The organism is Desulfovibrio sp. 86 (assembly GCF_902702915.1).
Taxonomy (GTDB): Bacteria; Desulfobacterota; Desulfovibrionia; order Desulfovibrionales; family Desulfovibrionaceae; genus Desulfovibrio.
In genome coordinates, this window is the sequence record NZ_LR738849.1 from 1,986,858 (window position 1) to 2,008,135 (window position 21,278).

A 21,278-nucleotide genomic window follows, 5' to 3' on the forward strand; every position below is an offset into this window, starting at 1 on the left:
CAGCGGCGCGGTCTGACATGCCGGACTGTAGAGCATTTTCTCTTTGAAATTGCTCTGGCGACTGTGTGAGCAGTCGCCCGCTGCGAAGGCGTAAACGCAATTGATTTGTGCGGTTAAGCGCCGAAGCGAGCGTGTATTCACTTTTGAAATGTGAAGCATTTCAAAAGTGTTCTGCTCTGGAAGAGCAGGGTAACATTGAAAATGTCTGTTGCTCTGCGCGGATTTCTGTAAAATTCGCGCCACGAAATACTTGTAGGGCGAACGTGCTTCGTCGATGCGACGAAGCACGTTGCGGACGAAGACATTGAAGCTTCGCCCATGCGACAAAAGCTGAACCGTGTGCCTGGGGAAACAGCGCCTGAAAACAGTGTGTGTCGCAACACAACGTCATCTCTGCGACCGTGGCCGCCGTGCGCAGGCCCCTTTGGCGACAATCGCCGCAAATTAGCGGATGAAGACTGGGACGCTTCGTCCGCCCGGTGAGCATTACAGCGTTAAATGTTCTAGGGAAGCACTGATTAAAGAGCCTCCCGGAAACGCGCAGGTATTTCCTTTGGCAAGGCGCGCTCCTTTTTTGAAGCAGGAGTGGACTCTTCCGTCCTCGACTGTTTCAAAAAAAGTGAAGCACGTCCGCCAAACGGAATACATCCGCGTTTCCTTAATCGTCAGCGGAGACGGGGTCCAGCCCCTCATCCTGATCTTCTACGGTGGGTGTGAATTCTTTGGGGTGCAAGCCCAAAAATTCCACAACCTTGGCTTCTATCTGGTTGCGCAGGTCGATGTTTTCGTCCAGCAGGGCGCGCACTTTTTCACGGCCCTGGCCCAGCTTTTCAGAGCCAAAGGCGAACCATGAACCGCTCTGGTCGATGATTTTGGCCTCAATGCCAAGATCAAGCAGTTCGCCAGAGCGCGAGATGCCCTGGCCGTAAAGAATGTCGAAAATCGCGCTGCGGAAGGGCGGCGCAACCTTGTTTTTGACCACCTTGACCCTGGTGCGGGAGCCGAAGGATTCTTCCTTGTCCTTGAGGGTCTGTATGCGGCGGATGTCCAGGCGCACGGACGAGTAGAACTTCAGCGCGTTGCCGCCCGTGGTGGTCTCGGGGCTGCCATAGCCCGTGACGCCGATCTTCATGCGTATCTGGTTGATGAAGATGACCGAGGTGCGCGACTTGTGGATGGTGCCCGTGAGGCGGCGCATGGCGTGCGACATGAGTCGGGCATGCCCGCCCACCTGGGTTTCGCCCATATCGCCTTCAAGCTCGGCCTGCGGGATGAGGGCGGCCACAGAGTCCACCACCACAAGGTCCACCGCGCCGGAGCGCACCAGCATGTCGGCAATATCCAGGGCCTGTTCGCCGTAGTCTGGCTGCGAGATGAGCAGTTCGTCAGTATTGACGCCAAGGCGCTTGGCATAGGTCACGTCCAGCGCGTGTTCGGCGTCAACAAAGGCGCAGGTGCCGCCCATGCGCTGGCACTCGGCAATGATATGCAGGGTAAGGGTGGTTTTGCCCGAAGATTCGGGGCCGAAAATTTCCGATATGCGCCCACGCGGTATGCCGCCCACGCCCAGGGCCAGGTCAAGGCCGATGGAACCAGTGGGGATAACAGGTATATTCACGTGAGCGTCGTCAGAAAGCTTCATGACAGCGCCCTTGCCGTATTTGCGTTCAATGGTGGCAAGGGCGGTGCCCAGGGCTTCCGCGCGCGCGTCTTCAGGGCTCAGGGCCGGTTTTTTGGCCATAGCTTTTATGCTCCGGGTAAAGATATCTTCAAGCACATCATTATAGCAAAGGCCCGGACGCAAGGCAAATGCCCTTGCGCCAGCGGCCCGGTATGCCGTCCCGCTGCGGCGCGCCATGGAAACATTTAACACCTGAAACGCTCATGTACGGCAGGCAAAAGCCGGCCTACTCGCATTTCGTGGCAAGGATTTTAGAAAAATCCTTGCAGAGCAGGTAACTTATTTCATTCGTAAACTGCTCTCGCGCGCGTGTCGCAAGCGTGGAGAAATGTATCCGCAACCGTGGCGTGCTCTGGTGGATGCGTATTGTTAACTATAATTCTTGATAATGCGTCTGGCAAGAAATTTCCCCTACCCGCCTCTTGCGCAGAGCGGCTTGTCTGGCATACAAGCGCGGTCATGAGCAATCAGCCAGACATCATCGTGCTTTTTTCCGGCGGCCTGGACAGCATCCTGGCGGCCAAGGTATTGGAACAACAGGGACTTGCCGTCCGCTGCATCCATTTTATCACGCCCTTTTTCGGCTCTGCCAAGGCCGTGCCCTACTGGCGCAAGATCTATGGACTGGACATCGTGAGCCAGGACGTGGGCGAAGAATTTGCGCAAATGCTGCGCCAGCGGCCGGAGCATGGCTTCGGCAAGGTCATGAACCCCTGCGTGGACTGCAAGATACTGCTGTTGCGCAAGGCGCGTCTCTATATGGAGTCAGTGGGGGCCAAGGGGCTCGCCACGGGCGAGGTGTTGGGGCAGCGGCCCATGTCGCAACGACGCGACACGCTGCACCTTATCATGCGCGATGCCGGAGTCAGCGGTATCTTGCTGCGGCCCCTCTGCGCCGCGCATTTGCCGGTGACGCAAATGGAAGAAAGCGGCCTTGTGGACCGCACCCGCCTGTTGAGCTTTTCTGGCCGGGGTCGCCGCGATCAGCTTGATCTGGCGGCGGAACTGGGCGTTACGGAGATCCCCACCCCCGGCGGCGGTTGCCGCCTGACGGAAAAAGAAAACGCCCGCCGGTACTGGACCGTCCTCACCTTGCTGCCCCAGGCTGGCGACAGGGACTTTACCCTGGCCAATCTTGGCCGCCAGTTCTGGCATCACGAAGGCGAGAACCATTACTGGCTCTGCATCGGCCGCAACAGCGCGGACAACGACAAGCTGGCCGCAGCCATGCAGCCTGACGACATGCTGCTGCGCCTGCGCGACCTGGCCGGGCCCATGGCTCTGGCCCGCAGCGGCGCGGACTGGCCCCGCCACGTGCTTGAGAGCGCTGCGGCCCACGCGGCCTCCTATGCGCCCAAGGCCGTGGCAGCTGGCGGCCCTGTGGCTGTGCGTGCGCGGCAGGGGCAGGCCGAGGGCGACGCGGCCTTTGAGATGGACGTGACGCCGCAACGAGTGGGAGAGGCCTGGGGCGAAGCGCTCTGGGACGATGTGAAGGCTGTTATCAGGGCCGAAGCCAGGGAACGCCTTGCCGCGACACTGCATGGCAAACACAAGCCCGGCCCGGAAGATGCGGAATAAGCTGCCGCCATACTGCGAAAGGCGTCAATAAAGGTATAGGGTCTGCTTTACAAAGATAGGGCTTGAAGATATATGTATCCATTGCGTTAATAGTTTGTGTTTACGCCCCCAGCGGCGTCCGCCGGAGGATTACATGGATCATAAGGACTTGGAATATTTTCGCAAACTTCTTTCAGAGATGCTTGAAGAAGCCCAGCAAAAGGGCGACAGCACCATTGAAGAACTTACCGACAGCAATGAAGTTTTTGCTGACCCTGCCGACAGGGCCACAGCAGAGTCTGATCGCGCCTTTACCCTGCGCATCCGTGACCGGGAGCGCCGCCTTATACGCAAAATCCAGGCAGCGCTGACGCGTATCGATGACGGAACGTATGGCATCTGCGAGGATTGCGGCGACGACATCAGTATTCCGCGACTCAAGGCCCGTCCTGTGACGCGGCTGTGCATCAACTGCAAAGCCAAGCAGGAAGAGGACGAACACCTGAGAGGCGACTGAGGCGCTGCCCGCAGCGGCCCGTGGTCGCCAGCGGATCATGTCGCCGCCCGTTTTGTGCCGGACGGCTCCCACCCAGCTTCGCAGCCGGGGCCGGGGCTCAGCCGGGCCAGCCGAGGCCAGAGATTCAGCCGGGAACCCCGGATGACCGATGGAACTGCCGCCGGGGTTCTTCAAAAAAACCTGGCAATGCGCGCGGCTGCACGTCTGGCAAAACCGGGTTTTACATACACGGCCACAGAAGCAGGAGCAATTTTTGCGCCTTCCTGATTCAGCCATGCCGTTTTCGCCCGGAGGGCCGCGCCTGTAACGAGGGCGCGGCCCGGGCTTATTATATGGGGCACTGCGCTGTTCTTGACGCCCCGCTCTTGCACCGCGCCCCGGCGACACGGGATGCGCGCAAATTGGTCTTCAGCACTGAAGGCATAAGCTTTCCCGCCCTCAGGCGGGTTTTTTCATACCTATGGACGCACATCTTTTTCGCCGCCTTTGTGAAGACCTGACGCCCCAGCTTACCGGGGCGCGGATTGAAAAATTGCAGGAACCGGCTCCGGGGCTACTGGCGCTCACCTGGTATGGCGGCGGTCGCAAGCGCCAGCTGTGCCTGCGGTACGCCCGCAAGGAGCCTTTCTGCTTTTTGAGCGCCAGCCGCATCACAGCGGGCAAAGCGCCTTCGGCCCAGATCATGCGCCTGAGAAAATACGCGTCCGGTCGGCGCATAGCGTCCTGTGTGGTCAGGTTTTGCGATCGGCAGCTCTGGCTGCTGCTGGCCGGAGGCGACAGCGCGCTGATGGCGGATTCGGGCGGCAAAGGTTCTGCCGCTGAAGCGTCGCGGCTCGCCTGGCTTTTGCTGGATCTGCGGGAAGGGCCGTCCCTGCATTTTTTGTCCGAAGACGAAGCGCCGGAAGAGGAAGCCCCCGACTGGCCCGGGCCGGACACTTTGGCCCAGGCCCTGCAGGACTGGCGCGCGTGGTCCGTACTCACTCCGGCCCTGCGGCGCACCCTGACCTGCCTGGAAGAGCCTGAGCAATGGGCCCTGGTGGAAGACTTGCGGGCTGGCGGCGGCGACGTGTTCTGTTACGGTCCGGCACTGCCGGAAGCGGCAGAGATTTCGGTGGATGGCGCAGACGGCCAGTTCACGGGTGGGCAGTTTCCGGGCTGGCAGCTTCCGGGCGGGCAGTTCCCCGACGCCCAGTTTTCGGGCATGGCCCCTGCCGTGGATGCGGCGGCTCCCGCCAGTTCCGGACTTTTCGCTGGCCGCGCCTCTAGCTCCATACGGGCCATCCATTCCATTCGGGCCGTCAGCGCATGGCCCTTGCCGCCGCAGCAGCGCGCGGCCCTGCTGACAGATGATGAACGGGCGTCCGGCCTTGTACTGCGTGAAGAGTGCGGCGCGGATGTGTTGGGCCTCACGGAAAAAGCCGGGCAGGACATGGTGCTGGCGCGGCTCGCTGGCGAGCAGGCAAGGGAGGCGGCCCTGCCGCTGGACAGGCGCGGGCGCAAGCTCGCAAAGCTGCTGGACAAGTTGCGTGAAGAAGAGCGCCGCCTCACGGGCATGACCGAAGCGCAGGCCGACGCGCTGGCGCTTCAGGAAAACCTGTGGCAATGGCCTGCGGAATACCGGGCGCTCAGCGTTACGGTGGCTGCGGGCGCGCACGGCCCTGCTCGCGAAATACGTCTGGACCCACGGCGCAACGTGCGCGAGGAAATGGCGCGGCTTTTTCATACGGCCCGTCGCGGCTGGCGCGGTCTGGAGCATCTGGTGCAGCGACGCGGGGCGCTGGAGCAGGAAATGGCGGCCATAGCCCGCGCCCGGCGCGACAGCCTACTTGGCGCAGGCAGTACCCAGACAGGTGGCGGCCAGACCCTTTCGGGCCAGGCAATCTCTGGCCAAACAACCTCTGGCAAGGCAGGCAGCGGCAAGGCGGGCGGGGCCGGACCCCTCGCTGGCGCAGCTGCGGGCATGCCCACGGCTTTGCCCAAGAATGTGCAGCTTTTCATCAGCTCGGACGGCTTTGCCCTGTTGCGCGGGCGTGACGCCAAGGGCAATCTTGCGGCCCGCAAACTGGCTGCCCCCCACGATATCTGGCTGCATGCCGAAAACGGGCCGGGCTCGCACGTCATCATACGGCGCACCCACGGCGGTCAGGACGTGCCTGTCAGCACGCTGGACGAGGCCGGATCCCTGGCGGCCAGCAAAAGCTGGCAAAAGGATGCGGCCCGCGCCCGCATCCAGTACGCCGAGGTGCGTCACGTCAAGCCCATGCGCAATGCCCTGGCGGGCACCGTGCGCATAGACAAGGTGCTGGCCTCGCGCGAAGTGCCTGTGGACGCCACCCTGGAGGAAAAACTGCTGCCGGAGTAGAGCGGGCGGCAGCAGCGTGAGCGTTATATCTCCTGCCCTGCTGGCATCAGGCCTGCTGGCGTCAAATTGGCTTCAACGCTCCGGCGTCACGCGCTGGGTATTATCGGTACAGCGTATTTTCGGTGAAAAGCCCATGGCAGGGTACTCCTCAAAGATATTGCCAGCATTGGCGGCAAGATGCAGAGCCAGGTTGCGCGCTTGATGGCAACGCTCCACTTCCATCAGCGTGGCGCTTCCCCCCGTTTTTTTCAAGGACGACCTTTGAGAACGAATTGAAGCTATCCCTGTTTATTCCATATAAAATTTCCTCCTGGCATTGGCGTTGCTGCTGCTTTATTGCGAGCTGCAAAGGCATTTTTTGGCACTTGAAGAACTTACTTTTTTGTTTTAGCTAGTTAATAACGTGAACCGATAAGTAATGCCTTTTGATACGCGTCTTTTCGATGAACTCCTTCCAACATCATTTCTATTCAATATAATCAGCTGGTTAAGTCGTTAAATATGCTTCTGTGAGAATCCACAAGGATTACGCCATTCACTTGTCATATGATCAGCCTGAAGAGCAGTTGCGCCGGTGTTTGCCACCGTGATATTCTAAAAAATGAAATGAAAACATTGGCCTAGAGATAACATTTTTGCACATCCTCAACAGGAGTGAATATCTGATGAAAAAATGCAGCATCCTTCTTCTTGCGGTAACCATGCTGGTTGCTTCGGCATTTTCAGCAATGGCGGCTGAAAAACTCATTGTCTATACTTCAATGAAGGAATCCATCATTGGGGCCCTCAAGGAAGGATTCACAAAAAAGCACCCTGACATCGCCATGGACTATCAGTCAGCGGGCGCTGGCAAACTTATGGCCAAGGTGGCCACTGAGCGTCAGTCCGGCAAGATTATGGCCGACGTTATCTGGACAAGCGAAGTGCCGGACTTTTTTAACATGCGCGCCGAAGGGATTCTTGAAAAATACGAATCCCCCGAACTGAAATTCCTCATCAATCCCTTTTCCGATTACGACGGCACCTTTACGGCCGTCAGGCTTGGAACCCTCGGTATCGCCTACAATACCCGCTATGTGAAACAGGCCCCCACACAGTGGAGCGACGTCATCAAGCCCGAATACAAAAAGGCTTTTGGCATTGCCAATCCCGCCCTGTCCGGCACAGCCTACATGAGCATTCAACTGCTCGTGGACAAGTTCGGCTGGGAGTATATTGAAAAAATCAGCAAAAATGGCGGCCGGATAGGCAAGGGTTCCGGCCAGGTTGTGGACGATACCGCTTCTGGCGACCTTCTTGCCTGCATAGGCGTCGATTACATCGTCAATGATAAAATCAAAAAAGGGGCAAGCCTTGCCCTGGCGTACCCCCCTGAAATGCTGGTAATTCCCAGCCCCGTGGCCATCTTCAAGGGCACGCCCAACTTTGAGGCCGCCAAGAAGTTTGTGGACTATCTTCTCTCCGAGGAAGGGCAGAAGATTTTGGCGGAGCAGGGCACATTGCCCGTGCGCAAGGGCATCACCCCGCCCAAGGAATATAACCTTCCCACCAGTGAAGAAGCCTTTGCGCGTGGCATCAAGATTGACTACCAGAAGGTGCTGACTGAAAAAGAAGCCAGCATTAAAAAATTCACCGATATAATGATGTCCAAATAGCGCCAACACCGCAAACTGCAGGAGCTGTATAGGCCGCGTCGGCGTTGTAAAACAACGTCGGCGCGGCGCAGGCCTGTTTTTCTTCAAAAAGTGATGGGGTTCAGCTTTTTTCAAAGTGTGGACACAAGCAGGGATCAGTATGGCAGAAATAGTTCTTGATAATATTGCCAAATCATATGGCGAACATGCGGTCTTGCAAAACCTTTCGCTCACCGTGAAGGATGGGGAGTGCTTTACTCTCATTGGCCCTTCCGGGTGCGGCAAAACGGTGCTTTTGCGCATTATCGCCGGATTCGAGTCGCTTGATCAGGGCAGCATGTCCATCGGTTCCGACGTTGTCGCCGATGCCGGCACGGGCGATTCTTTGCCTCCGGAGCGGCGCAGTCTTGGGGTTGTTTTTCAGGACTATGCCGTGTGGCCGCACATGACGGTACGCCAGAATGTCGGGTATCCCCTCAAGATTGCAAAACGTCCCCCGGCAGAAGCTGCCAGGCTGGTGCAAAAGAGCATTGATGACGTCAATCTTTCCGGCATGGAAGACCGCCTGCCCTCGCAACTGTCCGGTGGTCAGCAGCAGCGGGTGGCTTTGGCGCGCGCCCTGGTGGCGGAACCGACCCTGCTGCTTCTGGATGAGCCGCTCAACAACCTTGATGCGAATCTGCGCGAAGAAATGCGCTTTGAAATCAAGCGACTGCAAAAAAACCTTGGCGTTACCATCCTTTATGTCACGCACGATCAGGAGATTGCCCTCGCCATTTCAGACCGGATGGCTGTTATGGATGAACACGGCGTCATCCGGCAAATAGGAACGCCGACGCAGCTTTTTTCCGAACCGGCCGATGACTTTGTGTTCTCCTTTCTTGGCATGAGCAATTTTTTGCACGTTCAGGCGGCAAACGGCGTGGTGCGCTTTCAGGGGTACGGTTTTACGATGCCTTCGGGGGCCGACCATGCCGGCCAGGGCCGTATAGGCTTTCGGCCGTCTGACGTTGTGTTGCGCCGCAGTGGCGAGGGCATCAAGGCTACCGTACATCGAGCCAGTTTTCTTGGAGCCATCACGGACTATCAGCTTGAGGTGGATGGCCAGCACGTGCGCACGGCAGTGGATACGCATCAAGCCCTGGCCAATGATTTGTTGCTCAAAGAGGGTGAGGAGTGCGTTTTTACCCTGCGGAATTTCCATTGGTTCAAGTAGCACTTCTGACTTTGCTTTCCACGTATCCCAATGTAAAGGCGTCAGCCCTGCCTGGTTACAATCTCCGGTGGTTACGGCGTAAACTTTTCGGGCATGCTGCGCATCAAATCGGATAAAACTATGCAAGCAGTCAAACAACAGCGCACATTCGGCGTGGCGGAAATCATTCTGCTTTTGTCCATTGCCATCCTCCTGATCGTGGTTGTGGTGCCGGTAGCACTCATCTTTTTTAACGCCTTTTTTGTTGATGGCCAGTTCAACCTTGCTGACCTGGTCAAAACACTGAGCGAAGGCGAAACCTATCAGGCCTTGCTGAACTCGCTGTTCATCGCCAGTGGCGTGACCCTGTGCGCCACGGCTGTGGGCACCTTTTTCGCATGGCTCGTAACGCGAACGGACATTCCCTATAAAGGCTTTATGAAGGGCATGTTTCTTGTGCCCTTTATGCTGCCCTCATTTATCGGCGCTCTTGCCTGGAAGATGCTGCTTTCGCCCCGCGCTGGCTACATCAACCGCTTGTGGCGGGACGTCACCGGTGCAGAAGATGCCTTGTTCAATATCTTTTCTTTTGGCGGCATTATCGCCATTGAAACAATGTATCTTTTCCCCTTTGTCTTTATTCAGGTCTGTGGCGCACTGGAACGCATGGACCCCACGCTGGAAGAATCCGCACGGATTTCCGGGGCCGGGCTCTTTACCATTACCCGCAAAATAACGCTGCCCCTGGTGATGCCCAGCATCCTTTCCGGCGCATTGCTGATCATGCTGTATTCCATGGCGCATTTTGGCACGGTGGCTGTTCTTGGGATTGAAGTGGGCATCTACAATATCCCGACGCTGATCTATGAGCGCATTCACCAGAGCGCGGGCAGCTTTGATTCCATCCGCACAGGGACGGTGCTGGCATCGGTTCTTGTCGTCACGGCGGCGCTCATTATCTGGTTGCAGCGGAAAATTCTTGGCTCAGGCAAATACCAGATCATTGCAGGCAAGAGTTTTCGCCCCATGGAGCTTAAGCTGCGGGGCCTGCGCACGCCGCTGTTTGTTTTTTGCCTGCTCTATATCGGGCTGACCATCGTGCTGCCCACAGTGACCATCTTTCTGGTTGGCGGGCTCAAAACCTACGGAATCCCCATTACATGGGAGAATCTGTCGCTGGATAACTACAAGTACGTTCTTTTTGAATGGGACCAGACCCAGCAGGCCATCAAAAACAGTATCGGCCTTGGCCTTGGCGCGGCAACCATAACCATGTTTTCTGGCGTGATGATTTCTTATGTCATCGTCAAGATGAAGGTGCGGGGCAAGGGGATTCTGGAATTCCTCGGGATGCTGCCGTTTTCGGTGCCTGGCTCGGTTATCGCGCTTGGCGTTATCCTGGCCTGGAGCGGGCGTTTTGGCATCAACCTTTACAACACGATCTGGATTATCCTCATCGCCTACATCGCCAGATATATGGCCTTCTCGCTCAAGGCAAACTCCGCAGCCCTGGAGCAGGTGCACGATTCTCTGGTAGAGGCGGCGCGGGCTTGCGGGGCATCCATGTGGCAGGCATTGCGTGATATTGTGCTTCCTCTGGTTCGTCCCGGCATGGTGGCTGCGTTCTTTCTTATCTTTCTGCCAGCGCTGCGTGAACTGACGGTTTCCGTCATGCTGTACGGCACAACCAGCAGAACCATAGGCGTGGCCATCTACACGCTCAACGAAGATGGCGAAACCGTCACTTCCGCGGCGCTGGCTGGCATCGCCCTGATTTTGATAGTGACCGGGCAAACGATTATCAACCACTTTGCCAAAACCAAGCAGGCCTGATCATGTCAGTAACTCTTACAAACGTAACCAAGTATTTTGGCAAGGTTAAAGCTGTTTCATCTCTCAATTTCAAGATTGGCGATGGAGAATGCTTTTCTATGCTTGGGCCTTCGGGCTGCGGAAAAACAACCACATTGCGCATGGTCGCGGGCTTTGAAGACCTTGATGAGGGTGAGATCAGCGTCAATGACGTGCTGTTGTCCTCGAGCAAGAAGAAATATTATCTCCCGCCCGAAAAACGTAATTTCGGGATGGTTTTTCAGGCATTTGCCGTGTGGCCACATATGAGTGTCTTTGAAAACGTGGCCTTTCCCTTGCGCATCAAGAAGATCAGTTCGCACGAAATTGCCAAGCGAACCACGCAGGCCCTGGAGCACACAAGCCTGCTTGATGTTGCCTCCAAAAGCCCTGCGGATCTTTCTGGCGGCGGCAAGCAGCGTGTTGCCCTAGCGCGGGCTTTGGCCATCAATCCTTCGGTCATGCTGCTGGACGAGCCCCTTTCGAGTCTTGACCCCCACCTGCGCGAAGAGATGCGCTTTGAGATAAAGGAGCTGCAAAAAATTTACGGCTTCTCCATCATGTATGTGACGCATGACCAGTCGGAAGCCATGGCCCTTTCAGACCGTATCCTGATTATGAAAAATGGTGTGGTACAGCAGATAGCCTCGCCACTTGAAGTGTACACAAAACCGGCAAACCGCTTTGTGTTCAGCTTTATTGGTCTTTCAAATTTCACCAACATGAATGTGACTGAAAACGCCATGGTCTTGGACGGCATAGCTGTTCCCTTTGCTGAAGGGCACGCGCCGTCGAGTGAAATCATACGTGCAGGACAGGGTACAGTGGCCAGCCGCCCCAATGAAATAGACTTTACAGACCACGGCGGGATTCCCGGAACAGTGATTCGGCGCACCTTTTTGGGGGAAGTCATCGACTATCAGATTGTGGTCGGCGATCAGGAAGTGCGCGTGCAGAAGGGGCGTTACGCCAGCGGGCCGCAAGAGGGCGAGACCTGCCATCTACGCTTTCTTAACCCGCTGTGGTTCCCTTTGGAAAAATAGCCTGATTTGTCCGTCGGGATGGAAAAAACCGGGCAAAAGAGCCTGTCTGGCAAAAGAACCGTTTTGGCAATAGAAGAGCCAAAATGGAGACGCGGCCAGGCAAATCCTGTCAGACAAATTTAGCTGACACATTCTGGCAGACTCTGAATCACCACAGGTTGTTTGTGAACCTGTTCAAGGCCGCACTACGCGGCCTTTATTTTTTCAGGACAACATAGGCGAGGGCGCCGAAGGCCAGGCCCCAGAAGGGTGCGCCCAGGCCAAGAAATTCCATGCCGGACGCTGTCGCCAGAAAGGCGATGATTCCCGCGTCCATGTTGTCGCTGTCCTTGAAGACGCCGTAAAGCCCCGTTGCAAACGCGCTCATGAGGGCAAGGCCAGCCAGAACGGCGATGAACACGGCGGGCAGCGCCGCGAAAAGCGACGTCAGCGCCGTGCCGGACAAGCCCACAAGTATGTAGAGGCCGCCGCAGACCATGCCCGCAATATAGCGGCGCGCGGGGTCTTCGTGCGACTCTTTCCCCGTGCAGATGGCGGCGGTGAGGGACGAAAGGTTGATGGCGTGGGAGCCAAAGGGTGCCAGCAGCAGGGACGTGATGCCCGTCACGGTCATGATGCCGTTGGAAACCACCGGATAACCCGAGGCATGCAGCACGGCCATGCCCGATATATACTGGCCTGTCAGCGTTACCAGGGCCAGCGGCAGCCCTATGCTGACGATGACGGCAACTGACCACTCCGGCGCGGTGAACACGGGCTTTGCCAGGGCAAAGTGCACAGTGTCCACGTGCAGCATTCCTGTCAGGGCGGCGACGATTGTGCCGCACACCAGAACTGCGGCAATGGCATATCGGGGGCATACTCTGCGGAACAGCATGAAACAGAGCAGCATGGACAGGCCAAGCAGCGGCGACGCCGCAACCGACGTGAAGACCTTTGCCCCGAAGCTGAACAGGATTCCGGCGAACATGCCCGAACTGACGGCAATGGGTATGCGCCGCATGATGACGTCCAGGGAGCCTGTCAGGCCGATGACGGTGATGATGACGGCGCTGGCGATGTACGCGCCCACGGCCTGCGCAAAGGGCACGCCCGGCAGCATGGTGATGAGCAGGGCCGCGCCCGGGGTTGACCAGGCCGTGATGACGGGTATGCGCATCCTCCAGCTGAGCAGCAGACCTGAAAGGCCGCTGCCGATGGACACAGCCCATATCCATGATGTGGTCAGTTCGTCGGAAAGCCCCGCTAGCCTGGCCGCCTGAAAAATAAGCACAGCCGAACCCGCGTAGGACACGATAACCGCCAGCATGCCCGCCACGGCAGCAGTGGTGGAAAAGTCCCTGTATGATCGTCTCATCTCTGGTTCTCCCGGCGCGGGCTGATGCCTGCATGGTGAGCGCATTTTGGGTGTGTAAATCGGGTCTGTAAATATGCGCTTGTGGGGGCGCTGTCCAGAAAGCCTGATGGCAGATATTTTTTCAGGAATACTTTGCGGGGGAGTGGGAATGCTTGTGGAGGGAATGCTTGTGGAGGGGATGCATGTGGGAGGATGCATGTGGAGCATGCTTTGTGGGGGAGGGACCCTTTTGAAAAAGGGTCTCCTCCCCCACGCCCCCACCCCCTAAAACTTTTATTATAGTATCAGAAGAGGCACATGCGCCGCGCGTCGTTGCCTTCTGCGCGGTATCGGGGAGTGAACCGCTCCATGTTGGACAGATGCGGCGCGGCCCGCCCCTGGCGGCGTATCCGGCAAAAAAAGGCCGCCCTTTTCAGGGCGGCCTTCAATATATGGCGACCGGAGCGCTTCAGATGTCTGCTCCGGCACAGCGGGACGCTGCGGCGGCGTGGAAATTATTTTTCCAGCACTTCCACAGTGGCCATGGCGATTTGCAGTTCTTCGTTGGTGGGGATGATGAGCACGGGCACGGCGCTGTCCGGCGTGGAGATGGTGCGCGCGCCGGGTTTGCGGGTGTTGTTTTCCTTGGCGTCGATCTTGATGCCCATGTGTTCGAGACCGGCGCACACGTCGGCGCGCACGATGTTGTCATTTTCGCCGATGCCGGCGGTAAAGACCAGGGCGTCCACCTTGCCGTCGAGCAGGAAGTAGTAGGAACCAAGGATCTTCTTGATGCTGCGCGTCAGCATGTGCAGGGCCAGGGCGGCGCGCTCGTTGCCCTTGTCCACTTCGGCGTGCACGTCGCGCATGTCGGTGAAGCCGCACAGGCCCAGCAGGCCGGACTTCTTGTTCATGAGCGTGTCCATCTGCTCGGAGGTAAGGCCTTTCTTTTCCATCACAAAAGGCACAATGGCAGGGTCAATGCTGCCGCAGCGCGTGCCCATGATGAGGCCTTCCAGAGGGGTAAGACCCATGCTGGTGTCGAAGCACTTGCCGTTTTTCACGCAGCTCATGGACGAACCGTTGCCAAGATGCATGGTGATGGAGCGCAGTTCATTGAGGGGCTTGCCAAGATACTTGGCCGTCGCGCCAGCGATATACTTGTGCGACGTGCCGTGGAAGCCGTAGCGGCGGATGCGCAGGTCTTCATACAGCTCGTAGGGCAGAGCGTACATGAAGGCTTCCTTGGGCATGCCCATGCCGAACTCGGTGTCGAACACGCCCACATTGGGCACGCCGGGAAAGAGCTTTTCAGCGACTTCGATGCCCATGAGGTTGGCGGGGTTGTGCAGGGGGCCAAGCACCGCGCATTCGCGCACGATTTCTTTCACGCGCTCGTCCACAAGCACGGGGTCGCTGACGGCTTCGCCGCCGTGCAGCACACGGTGGCCGATGCCGGCGATCTCGCTCTTGTCCTTGATAACGCCTTTTTCAGCGTCGGTAAGGAGGGAGATGACCAGTTCCATGGCCTGCACGTGGGTGGGAAAATGCGCCGTGCGGACAATCTTTTCTTCCTTGTCCGTGTCAGGGGCGATCTTGTGGGTCAGGCGGCCTTCGTCCTGTCCGATGCGTTCGGCAAGACCGGAGCAGAGGACGGCGTGGGTATCCATTTCCAGCAGTTGGTACTTGCAGGACGAGGAGCCCGCGTTGATGACCAGAATTTTCATGTGTCTTCCTTTTCTTGTTGGCAGCGCCAGGGGCGGACGGCCCACCCCCGGCAGTAACACGGTTGGCGGCTACTGGCCCGTCGCCTTTTTTTCGGCGGCGGCCTGAACAGCCGTTATGGCCACAGTATTTACAATGTCGGGCACGGTGCAACCGCGCGACAGGTCATTCACAGGCTTGTTGAGGCCCTGAAGCACGGGGCCGATGGCCACCGCGCCAGCCGCGCGCTGTACGGCCTTGTAGGTATTGTTGCCCGTGTTGAGATCCGGGAAGATGAAAACGGTCGCCTTGCCGGCCACCTTGCTGTCGGGCATCTTGGTCTTGGCCACGCTGGGATCGATGGCGGCGTCGTACTGCAGGGGCCCTTCCAGCGCGAGCTCGGGGGCTATTTCCTTGGCGATGCGGGTGGCTTCCACCACTATGTCCACATCCGCGCCCTTGCCGGACGTGCCGGTGGAGTACGAAAGCATGGCCACGCGGGGCTCTATGCCGAAAACCGCAGCCGTGTGGGCCGAAGCAATGGCGATTTCAGCCAGTTGCTGCGCCGTGGGATTGGGGTTGACGGCGCAGTCGCCAAAGACCAGCACGCGGTCCTTGAGGCACATGAGAAAGACCGAGGACACAACGGAGAAGTTGGGCTTGGTCTTCACAAACTCGAAGGCCGGGCGGATGGTGTGGGCCGTGGTGTTGATCGCGCCGGACACCATGCCGTCGGCATCGTCGAGCTTGACCATCATGGTGGCGTAATAGGTGGCGTCCGCCATGGTGTCGCGGGCCTGTTCGGGCGTGATGCCCTTTTTCTTGCGCAGTTCGTAGTAGGTGTTGACGTATTCTTCAAACTTTTCGGATTTGACGGGATCGATAAGGGTGGCCTTGTCGATGTCCAGACCAAGAATTTTGGCCCTGGCGCGTATTTCGTCCACATCGCCCAGCAGGGTGATGTGGGCCACGTCGCGGCGCAGCAGGATGTCGGTGGCTTGGAGGATGCGTTCTTCAGTGCCTTCGGCCAGGACGATGCGCATCCTGTTGGCCTTGGCGCGTTCGATAAGTTCGAACTCGAACATCATCGGGGTGATGCGCGCGCTGCGTTTGCTCACAATGCGGCTGGCGATTTCCTTGCCATTGACGTGCTGCTCAAAGAGGCCCAGCACGGTGTTGATCTTGCGCACATTGCCGGGCTCGATGGGAGCGATAAGCTCCTGCAGAGCCAGCATGGTATTGTAGGTGTGGCCCTTGGTCAGCAGAATGGGCAGGGGTGAGGCCGTCCAGCCTTCAATAAATTTGCAGACTTCCTCGGCCGGGCGGATGCCGCCGGTGAGCAGCACGCCCGCGATGTCCGGCGTGGAGGAGGTGAGGCGCGAGGCAATGGCGGCAAGCAGCACGTCGGCGCGGTCGCCGGGGGTCACGATAAGCTGATCCTTGGCGATGTAGGGCAGCACGTTGTTCACGTGCATGGCCGCGATGAGGTAGTCGTCCACCAGAGCGTCCAGGCGGTTTTCGCCAAACAGCACTTCAGCGTCCAGGCCCTTTCTCACGTCGCCCATGGTGGGCTGGCCGATGGTGGGCTCGTTGGGCACGGCGTAGATGAGGGCCTTGCGCTCGTCAGTGCTGAAATGGCCGCGCAGTTCGTCAAGCTCGGTCTGGGTGAGGTTGCGGCGGTTGATGATGGTGGCCACCACATCCAGTGAAAAAGGCGCAAGGCTGTCCATGGTGATCTGGAGAGACTCGCGGATGTCTTCTGCCGTGGCTTTTTGCCCGCTGGTCACAAGCATGACGGGCGTGCCCAGGTTGGCGGCTATTTCGGCATTGAGGTCGAACTCGAAAACCGGGTCCTTGGCCAGAAAGTCCGTTCCCACGCAAAGAACAAAATCAAAAGTTTCCAGCAGTTTTTTATACTTCTGGATAATGTTCTCGATGAGCAGGTTGCGCGAACCCTGGTTGATGATCTGGCGCGCTTCACGCTGGGTGTAGGCGAAGGTGTCGGCATAATCCATCTTGAGTTTGAAGTACTCTAGCATCAGATGGATGTCCGGGTCACGATCGTCCCATACCGGTTCATTGATGATGGGGCGGAAGAACGCCACGTTGCGCATGCTGCGGCTGAGCAGCTGCATGGCTCCCAGGGCAATGGCGCTCTTGCCCGTCATGGGCCCGGTGGCTGTGATATAGAGTCCGTTATACATATGCTTCCCCTGATTGTGCCGGGCAGGCTGGCAGGATGACGCGAAAAGGGGCGCAGGCCATAACCTGCGCCCCGGCCTATTGTTCTATGTCATGACCGCGTCCGCTGCCTGGAATCCATAGCGGAGCCTGGTGGCGGACGCGGTAGTCATTCGTCAGATCCCTACTTGCTTTCGCTGGCGATTTCGCTGGCGTCGGGGTAGGGCAGATCAGCCAGCTGCTTCAGCATGGCGTAGCGTTCGGCGTAGGCGGCAGCCAGATCCGCGCGCAGGGCCTTTGAAGCTTCCGGATCGGTCTTTTCCAGCGAGGCAAAGCGGGTTTCGCCGCCCAGGAATTCCTGGATGTCCGCGCTGGGGGCCTTGCAGTCGAGCTGGAAGGGATTTTTCTTTTCCTTGGCCAGTTCGGGGTTGTAGCGGTACAGGGGCCAGTAGCCGGTCTGCACGGCCATCTTGGCTTCTTCCTGGCTCTTGCCCATGCCCTTGCGCAGGCCCTGGTTGATGCAGGGAGCGTAAGCGATGATGAGCGAGGGGCCCTTGTAGGCTTCTGCTTCGCGGAAGGCCTTGAGGGTCTGCTGCTTGTCCGCGCCCATAGAGATGGAAGCCACGTACACATAGCCATAGGTCATGGCCATGCGGCCAAGGTCCTTTTTGCCGGTGCGCTTGCCGGCGGCGGCGAACTGCGCCACAGCGCCAAGCGGGGTGGCCTTGGAGGACTGACCGCCGGTGTTGGAGTACACTTCGGTATCCATCAGCAGGACGTTGATGTCGTCGCCGGTGGCCAGCACGTGGTCCAGGCCGCCGTAACCGATGTCATAGCCCCAGCCGTCGCCGCCGAAGACCCACACGCTCTTCTTGGTGAAGAGGTCGTCCATGTGCCAGATCTCGTGGGCAAGGTGGCTTTCGAAGGAATCAAGGTTGGCAATGACCATGTCGCCGTACTTGCGGGAGCCTTCGGCGTCGTCCTTGTTGGCCAGCCAGCCTTCCATGGCTTCCTTGAGTTCGGGGCTGATGCCTTCTTCCTTCAGGGCTTCTTCAATCTTCATGGCCAGCAGGTTGCGGCGCTGTTCGTAGGCAAGGCCCATGCCGCAGCCGTATTCGGCGGCGTCTTCAAACAGGGAGTTGCCCCAGGCCGGGCCAAAGCCTTCCTTGTTGGTGCAGTAAGGCGTGGTGGGCGAAGAAGCACCCCAGATGGAGGAGCAGCCCGTGGCGTTGGCGACGATCATGCGTTCGCCGAAGAGCTGGGTGAGCACCTTGACATAGGGGGTTTCGCCGCAACCGGCGCACGCGCCGGAGAACTCGTGCAGGGGCTGCTGCAGCTGCGAACCCTTGACGGTGTCGCGAGCCAGCAGTTTGTCCTTGAGGGTCACGTGGGTTTCGGCAAACTCGAGGTTGACCTTCTGGTCGTCCATCTGGGTTTCCAGCGGCTTCATGACCAGGGCCTTGTTTTTGGCGGGGCACACGTCGGCGCAGGAGCCGCAGCCCAGGCAGTCTTCAGGATAGACCTGAATGCGGAACTGCATGCCCTTGAGTTCCTTGCCCATGGCGTCCTTGGTCGCAAAGCTGGCCGGGGCGCCTTCCAGTTCTTCAGGGGTGGCAAGCACGGGGCGGATGGCCGCGTGGGGGCACACAAAGGAACACTGGCAGCACTGGATGCAGTTTTCGACCTGCCATTCGGGAATGGCAATGGCCACGCCGCGCTTTTCGCAGGCGGCGGTGCCGAGGGGCATGAAACCGGCCGGGTCCATGGCGGACACGGGCAGCTTGTCGCCCTGCTGGGCAAGAATGGGACGCACAACGCCGCGGATGTAGTCATCGTCGTTGCAGTGGCATACTTCAGCGCCTTCGGTGGCGGTGGCCCAGCTGGCGGGGTACTTGATTTCTTCCAGGGCGTCCATGCCCTTGTCCACGGCGGCGATGTTCATGTTGACGATCTTGTCGCCCTTGCTGCCGTAGGTTTTCTTGATGGATTCCTTAAGCAGGGCCACGGCCTTTTCGAAGTCGAGCACGTTGGCCAGCTTGAAGAAGGCGGTCTGCATGATCATGTTGATGCGGCCGCCAAGGCCCACTTCCTGGGCGACCTTCACGGCGTCCACGTTGTAGAACTTGAGCTTCTTGCGGGCGATGGTGCGCTTCATTTCGGCGGGCAGGTGCTTTTCGAGGTCAGCCAGCGACCAGTTGGAGTTCAGCACAAAGGTGCCGCCTTCCTTGATGCCTTCAAGAATGTCGTACTGGGTCACATAGGCCGCCTTGTGACAGGCAACGTAGTCGGCCTTGGTGATGAGGTAGGACGACGTGATGGGGGCGGAGCCGAAGCGCAAATGCGACACGGTGAAGCCGCCGGACTTCTTGGAGTCATAGGCAAAGTAGGCCTGGGCGTAGAGGTCGGTGTTGTCGCCGATGATCTTGATGGCCTGCTTGTTGGCGCCCACGGTGCCGTCGGCGCCGAGGCCGAAGAACTTGCACTGCACGGTACCGGCGGGCACGGTGTCGATTTCCTCGTCCACGTCAAGGGAGAGATTGGTGACGTCGTCGGTGATGCCCACGGTGAAGTGATTTTTGGGCTGCAGGGCCAGCATGTTGTCATACACGGCCTTGGCCATGCCGGGGGTGAAGTCCTTGGAACCCAGGCCGTAGCGGCCGCCCACGATGGTGGGGGCTTCGCCCTTTTCGAGGAAGGCGGTGCAGATGTCCTGGTACAGGGGATCGCCCAAAGCGCCGCTTTCCTTGGTGCGGTCAAGCACGGTGATGCAGGCGGTGGTGGCGGGCAGGGCGCGCAGCAAGTGCTCGGTGGAGAAGGGACGGAACAGGCGCACCTTCACAAGACCGACGCGCTGGCCCTGGTTGTTCAGGTAGTTGACCGTTTCTTCCGCCACTTCACAGGACGAGCCCATGGAGACGATGATGCGGTCGGCTTCGGGGTGGCCCACGTAGTCGAACAGGCGGTATTTGCGGCCCGTGATGGATTCAACCTTCTTCATGTTTTCAATGACGATGCCGGGCACGGCGTCGTAGAAGAGGTTGGCAGCTTCACGGTTCTGGAAGTAAATGTCGGGGTTCTGGGCAGTGCCGCGAATGTGGGGGTGCTCGGGGTTCATGGCTGTGGAGCGGAACTCGGCCACCTTGTCCCAGTTCACCAGGCTACGGATGTCTTCGTAGTCGATGGTTTCAATCTTCTGCACTTCGTGCGAGGTGCGGAAGCCGTCAAAGAAGTGGCAGAAGGGCAGGCTCGAGTCGATGGCCGACAGGTGGGCCACCAGAGCCAGGTCCATACATTCCTGCACGGAAGCGGAGGCGAGAAAGCAGAAGCCCGTCTGACGGGCGGCCATGACGTCCTGATGGTCGCCAAAGATGGACAGGGCGTGGGAGGCCAGGGCGCGGGCCGACACGTGAAAAACGCCGGGGAGCAGTTCGCCGGCGAGTTTGTACATGTTGGGGATCATGAGCAGCAGGCCCTGAGAAGCCGTGTAGGTAGAGGTCAGCGCGCCAGCGGAAAGCATGCCGTGCACAGCGCCGGCGGCCCCTGCTTCGGACTGCATTTCACGGACGATCACTTTCTGGCCGAAGAGGTTCTTCATGCCCTTGGCGGCCATCTGGTCCATGACTTCGCCCATGACGGACGAGGGCGTGATGGGATAGATCGCCGCCGTTTCCGACAGAGCGTAGGCAATATGCGTTGTCGCGTTATTGCCATCCATGGTTTTCATATGAGCCATCTGTTCCTCCTTGGCGCCCTGGGGCGCGCAATATTTTTTCCAATTTCTGCGTGGCCGGTGCGGCCCGGGGTAAAGCCCGCAATGCATAGACCTGTGCGGGGTGAGATTTGCTTTGGGAACATTCGGGGGTTTCTGAAATCACGCGTTTGTTCAAATTTATCGCATCAAATCATGGTCGTCCATAAAAGATTATGGACGTCAAGAAAGCGGCGAAAAAGGCACAGTTGTCGTTGCAATGTGTCCATACCACAGAGTTGGTTGTTTGAACAGTTAAATAGGGTGTCAGGGAAATTTTTTTTGGGTTCCTCTGGAGGGATTTTTTGTCTGATATTCCCGGTATATCCCGTAATCCTGGCAGCCAGGCCCTTTTTTTTGACGAAAAAAAATCAAAAAAATGCCGCCGCCGTTGGCACGTCCGGCAGGGTGAAGGCCCGACGAAGCCGTCCGTCTGGTTTGTCATTGAACCGTAACATAAATTTTTGCC

13 protein-coding genes are annotated in these 21,278 nt (G+C 58.4%); 7 read left to right on the forward strand and 6 right to left on the reverse strand.

All coding sequences use genetic code 11. The annotated features are described in order from the left end of the window. Window positions 1-658 precede the first annotated feature (658 nt). A complete protein-coding gene (gene recA, locus DESU86_RS08100) occupies window positions 659-1,741 on the reverse strand; it encodes a recombinase RecA (RefSeq protein WP_179980587.1) in 1,083 nt (360 codons plus the stop codon). Between the two features lie 399 nt (window positions 1,742-2,140). Here recA and DESU86_RS08105 point away from each other — a divergent pair, with 399 nt between their 5' ends. From DESU86_RS08105 to DESU86_RS08115, 3 genes are all read left to right on the forward strand, one after another. Beyond that, on the forward strand, window positions 2,141-3,259 hold the full coding sequence (locus DESU86_RS08105; protein ID WP_179980588.1) for a tRNA(5-methylaminomethyl-2-thiouridylate) methyltransferase: 1,119 nt from the start codon (window positions 2,141-2,143) through the stop codon (window positions 3,257-3,259). 133 nt (window positions 3,260-3,392) lie between these two features. Next, entirely contained in the window at window positions 3,393-3,755 is a 363-nt protein-coding gene (gene dksA / locus DESU86_RS08110) for an RNA polymerase-binding protein DksA (RefSeq protein ID WP_179980589.1), read from the forward strand. A gap of 460 nt (window positions 3,756-4,215) precedes the next feature. Continuing rightward, window positions 4,216-6,117, forward strand: a complete 1,902-nt coding sequence (locus DESU86_RS08115) for an NFACT RNA binding domain-containing protein (RefSeq protein WP_179980590.1) — start codon at window positions 4,216-4,218, stop codon at window positions 6,115-6,117. Between the two features lie 72 nt (window positions 6,118-6,189). Here DESU86_RS08115 and DESU86_RS08120 read toward each other — a convergent pair whose 3' ends face one another. Further along, window positions 6,190-6,339, reverse strand: coding sequence for a hypothetical protein (locus tag DESU86_RS08120; RefSeq protein ID WP_179980591.1), 150 nt, complete (start codon window positions 6,337-6,339; stop codon window positions 6,190-6,192). 443 nt (window positions 6,340-6,782) lie between these two features. Here DESU86_RS08120 and DESU86_RS08125 point away from each other — a divergent pair, with 443 nt between their 5' ends. The 4 genes from DESU86_RS08125 to DESU86_RS08140 all read left to right on the forward strand — a co-directional run bounded on the left by DESU86_RS08125 (window position 6,783) and on the right by DESU86_RS08140 (window position 11,840). Further along, a complete protein-coding gene (locus DESU86_RS08125) occupies window positions 6,783-7,772 on the forward strand; it encodes an ABC transporter substrate-binding protein (protein ID WP_179980592.1) in 990 nt (329 codons plus the stop codon). Window positions 7,773-7,911: 139 nt separating this feature from the next. Beyond that, window positions 7,912-8,967, forward strand: a complete 1,056-nt coding sequence (locus tag DESU86_RS08130) for an ABC transporter ATP-binding protein (RefSeq protein WP_179980593.1) — start codon at window positions 7,912-7,914, stop codon at window positions 8,965-8,967. A gap of 120 nt (window positions 8,968-9,087) precedes the next feature. Next, window positions 9,088-10,779, forward strand: a complete 1,692-nt coding sequence (locus DESU86_RS08135) for an ABC transporter permease (RefSeq protein WP_179980594.1) — start codon at window positions 9,088-9,090, stop codon at window positions 10,777-10,779. Between the two features lie 2 nt (window positions 10,780-10,781). After that, entirely contained in the window at window positions 10,782-11,840 is a 1,059-nt protein-coding gene (locus DESU86_RS08140) for an ABC transporter ATP-binding protein (RefSeq protein WP_232088299.1), read from the forward strand. A 196-nt stretch (window positions 11,841-12,036) separates the two neighbouring features. Here DESU86_RS08140 and DESU86_RS08145 read toward each other — a convergent pair whose 3' ends face one another. The 4 genes from DESU86_RS08145 to nifJ all read right to left on the reverse strand — a co-directional run bounded on the left by DESU86_RS08145 (window position 12,037) and on the right by nifJ (window position 20,794). Beyond that, window positions 12,037-13,197: a benzoate/H(+) symporter BenE family transporter gene (locus DESU86_RS08145; RefSeq protein WP_179980595.1), complete on the reverse strand. Its 1,161-nt coding sequence runs from the start codon at window positions 13,195-13,197 to the stop codon at window positions 12,037-12,039. A gap of 494 nt (window positions 13,198-13,691) precedes the next feature. Then, window positions 13,692-14,903 (reverse strand): acetate kinase, encoded by a 1,212-nt coding sequence (locus tag DESU86_RS08150; RefSeq protein WP_179980596.1) that lies wholly within the window; start codon window positions 14,901-14,903, stop codon window positions 13,692-13,694. Window positions 14,904-14,972: 69 nt separating this feature from the next. Further along, the gene (gene pta / locus DESU86_RS08155) at window positions 14,973-17,084 is read right to left on the reverse strand and encodes a phosphate acetyltransferase (protein ID WP_179980597.1); all 2,112 of its coding nucleotides are present in this window, start codon (window positions 17,082-17,084) and stop codon (window positions 14,973-14,975) included. Window positions 17,085-17,245: 161 nt separating this feature from the next. Beyond that, on the reverse strand, window positions 17,246-20,794 hold the full coding sequence (nifJ, locus tag DESU86_RS08160; RefSeq protein WP_179980598.1) for a pyruvate:ferredoxin (flavodoxin) oxidoreductase: 3,549 nt from the start codon (window positions 20,792-20,794) through the stop codon (window positions 17,246-17,248). Between the last annotated feature and the right edge of the window lie 484 nt (window positions 20,795-21,278).

What these genes read in the sequence shown, in the direction of transcription:
- recA (WP_179980587.1), bottom strand. Translation starts at nt 1,741, where the DNA reads ATGGCCAAAAAACCGGCCCTGAGCCCTGAAGACGCGCGCGCGGAAGCC.
- dksA (WP_179980589.1), top strand. Translation starts at nt 3,393, where the DNA reads ATGGATCATAAGGACTTGGAATATTTTCGCAAACTTCTTTCAGAGATG.
- pta (WP_179980597.1), bottom strand. Translation starts at nt 17,084, where the DNA reads ATGTATAACGGACTCTATATCACAGCCACCGGGCCCATGACGGGCAAG.
- DESU86_RS08105 (WP_179980588.1), top strand. Translation starts at nt 2,141, where the DNA reads ATGAGCAATCAGCCAGACATCATCGTGCTTTTTTCCGGCGGCCTGGAC.
- DESU86_RS08150 (WP_179980596.1), bottom strand. Translation starts at nt 14,903, where the DNA reads ATGAAAATTCTGGTCATCAACGCGGGCTCCTCGTCCTGCAAGTACCAA.
- DESU86_RS08145 (WP_179980595.1), bottom strand. Translation starts at nt 13,197, where the DNA reads ATGAGACGATCATACAGGGACTTTTCCACCACTGCTGCCGTGGCGGGC.
- DESU86_RS08115 (WP_179980590.1), top strand. Translation starts at nt 4,216, where the DNA reads ATGGACGCACATCTTTTTCGCCGCCTTTGTGAAGACCTGACGCCCCAG.
- DESU86_RS08140 (WP_232088299.1), top strand. Translation starts at nt 10,782, where the DNA reads ATGTCAGTAACTCTTACAAACGTAACCAAGTATTTTGGCAAGGTTAAA.
- DESU86_RS08120 (WP_179980591.1), bottom strand. Translation starts at nt 6,339, where the DNA reads ATGGAAGTGGAGCGTTGCCATCAAGCGCGCAACCTGGCTCTGCATCTT.
- nifJ (WP_179980598.1), bottom strand. Translation starts at nt 20,794, where the DNA reads ATGGCTCATATGAAAACCATGGATGGCAATAACGCGACAACGCATATT.
- DESU86_RS08125 (WP_179980592.1), top strand. Translation starts at nt 6,783, where the DNA reads ATGAAAAAATGCAGCATCCTTCTTCTTGCGGTAACCATGCTGGTTGCT.
- DESU86_RS08135 (WP_179980594.1), top strand. Translation starts at nt 9,088, where the DNA reads ATGCAAGCAGTCAAACAACAGCGCACATTCGGCGTGGCGGAAATCATT.
- DESU86_RS08130 (WP_179980593.1), top strand. Translation starts at nt 7,912, where the DNA reads ATGGCAGAAATAGTTCTTGATAATATTGCCAAATCATATGGCGAACAT.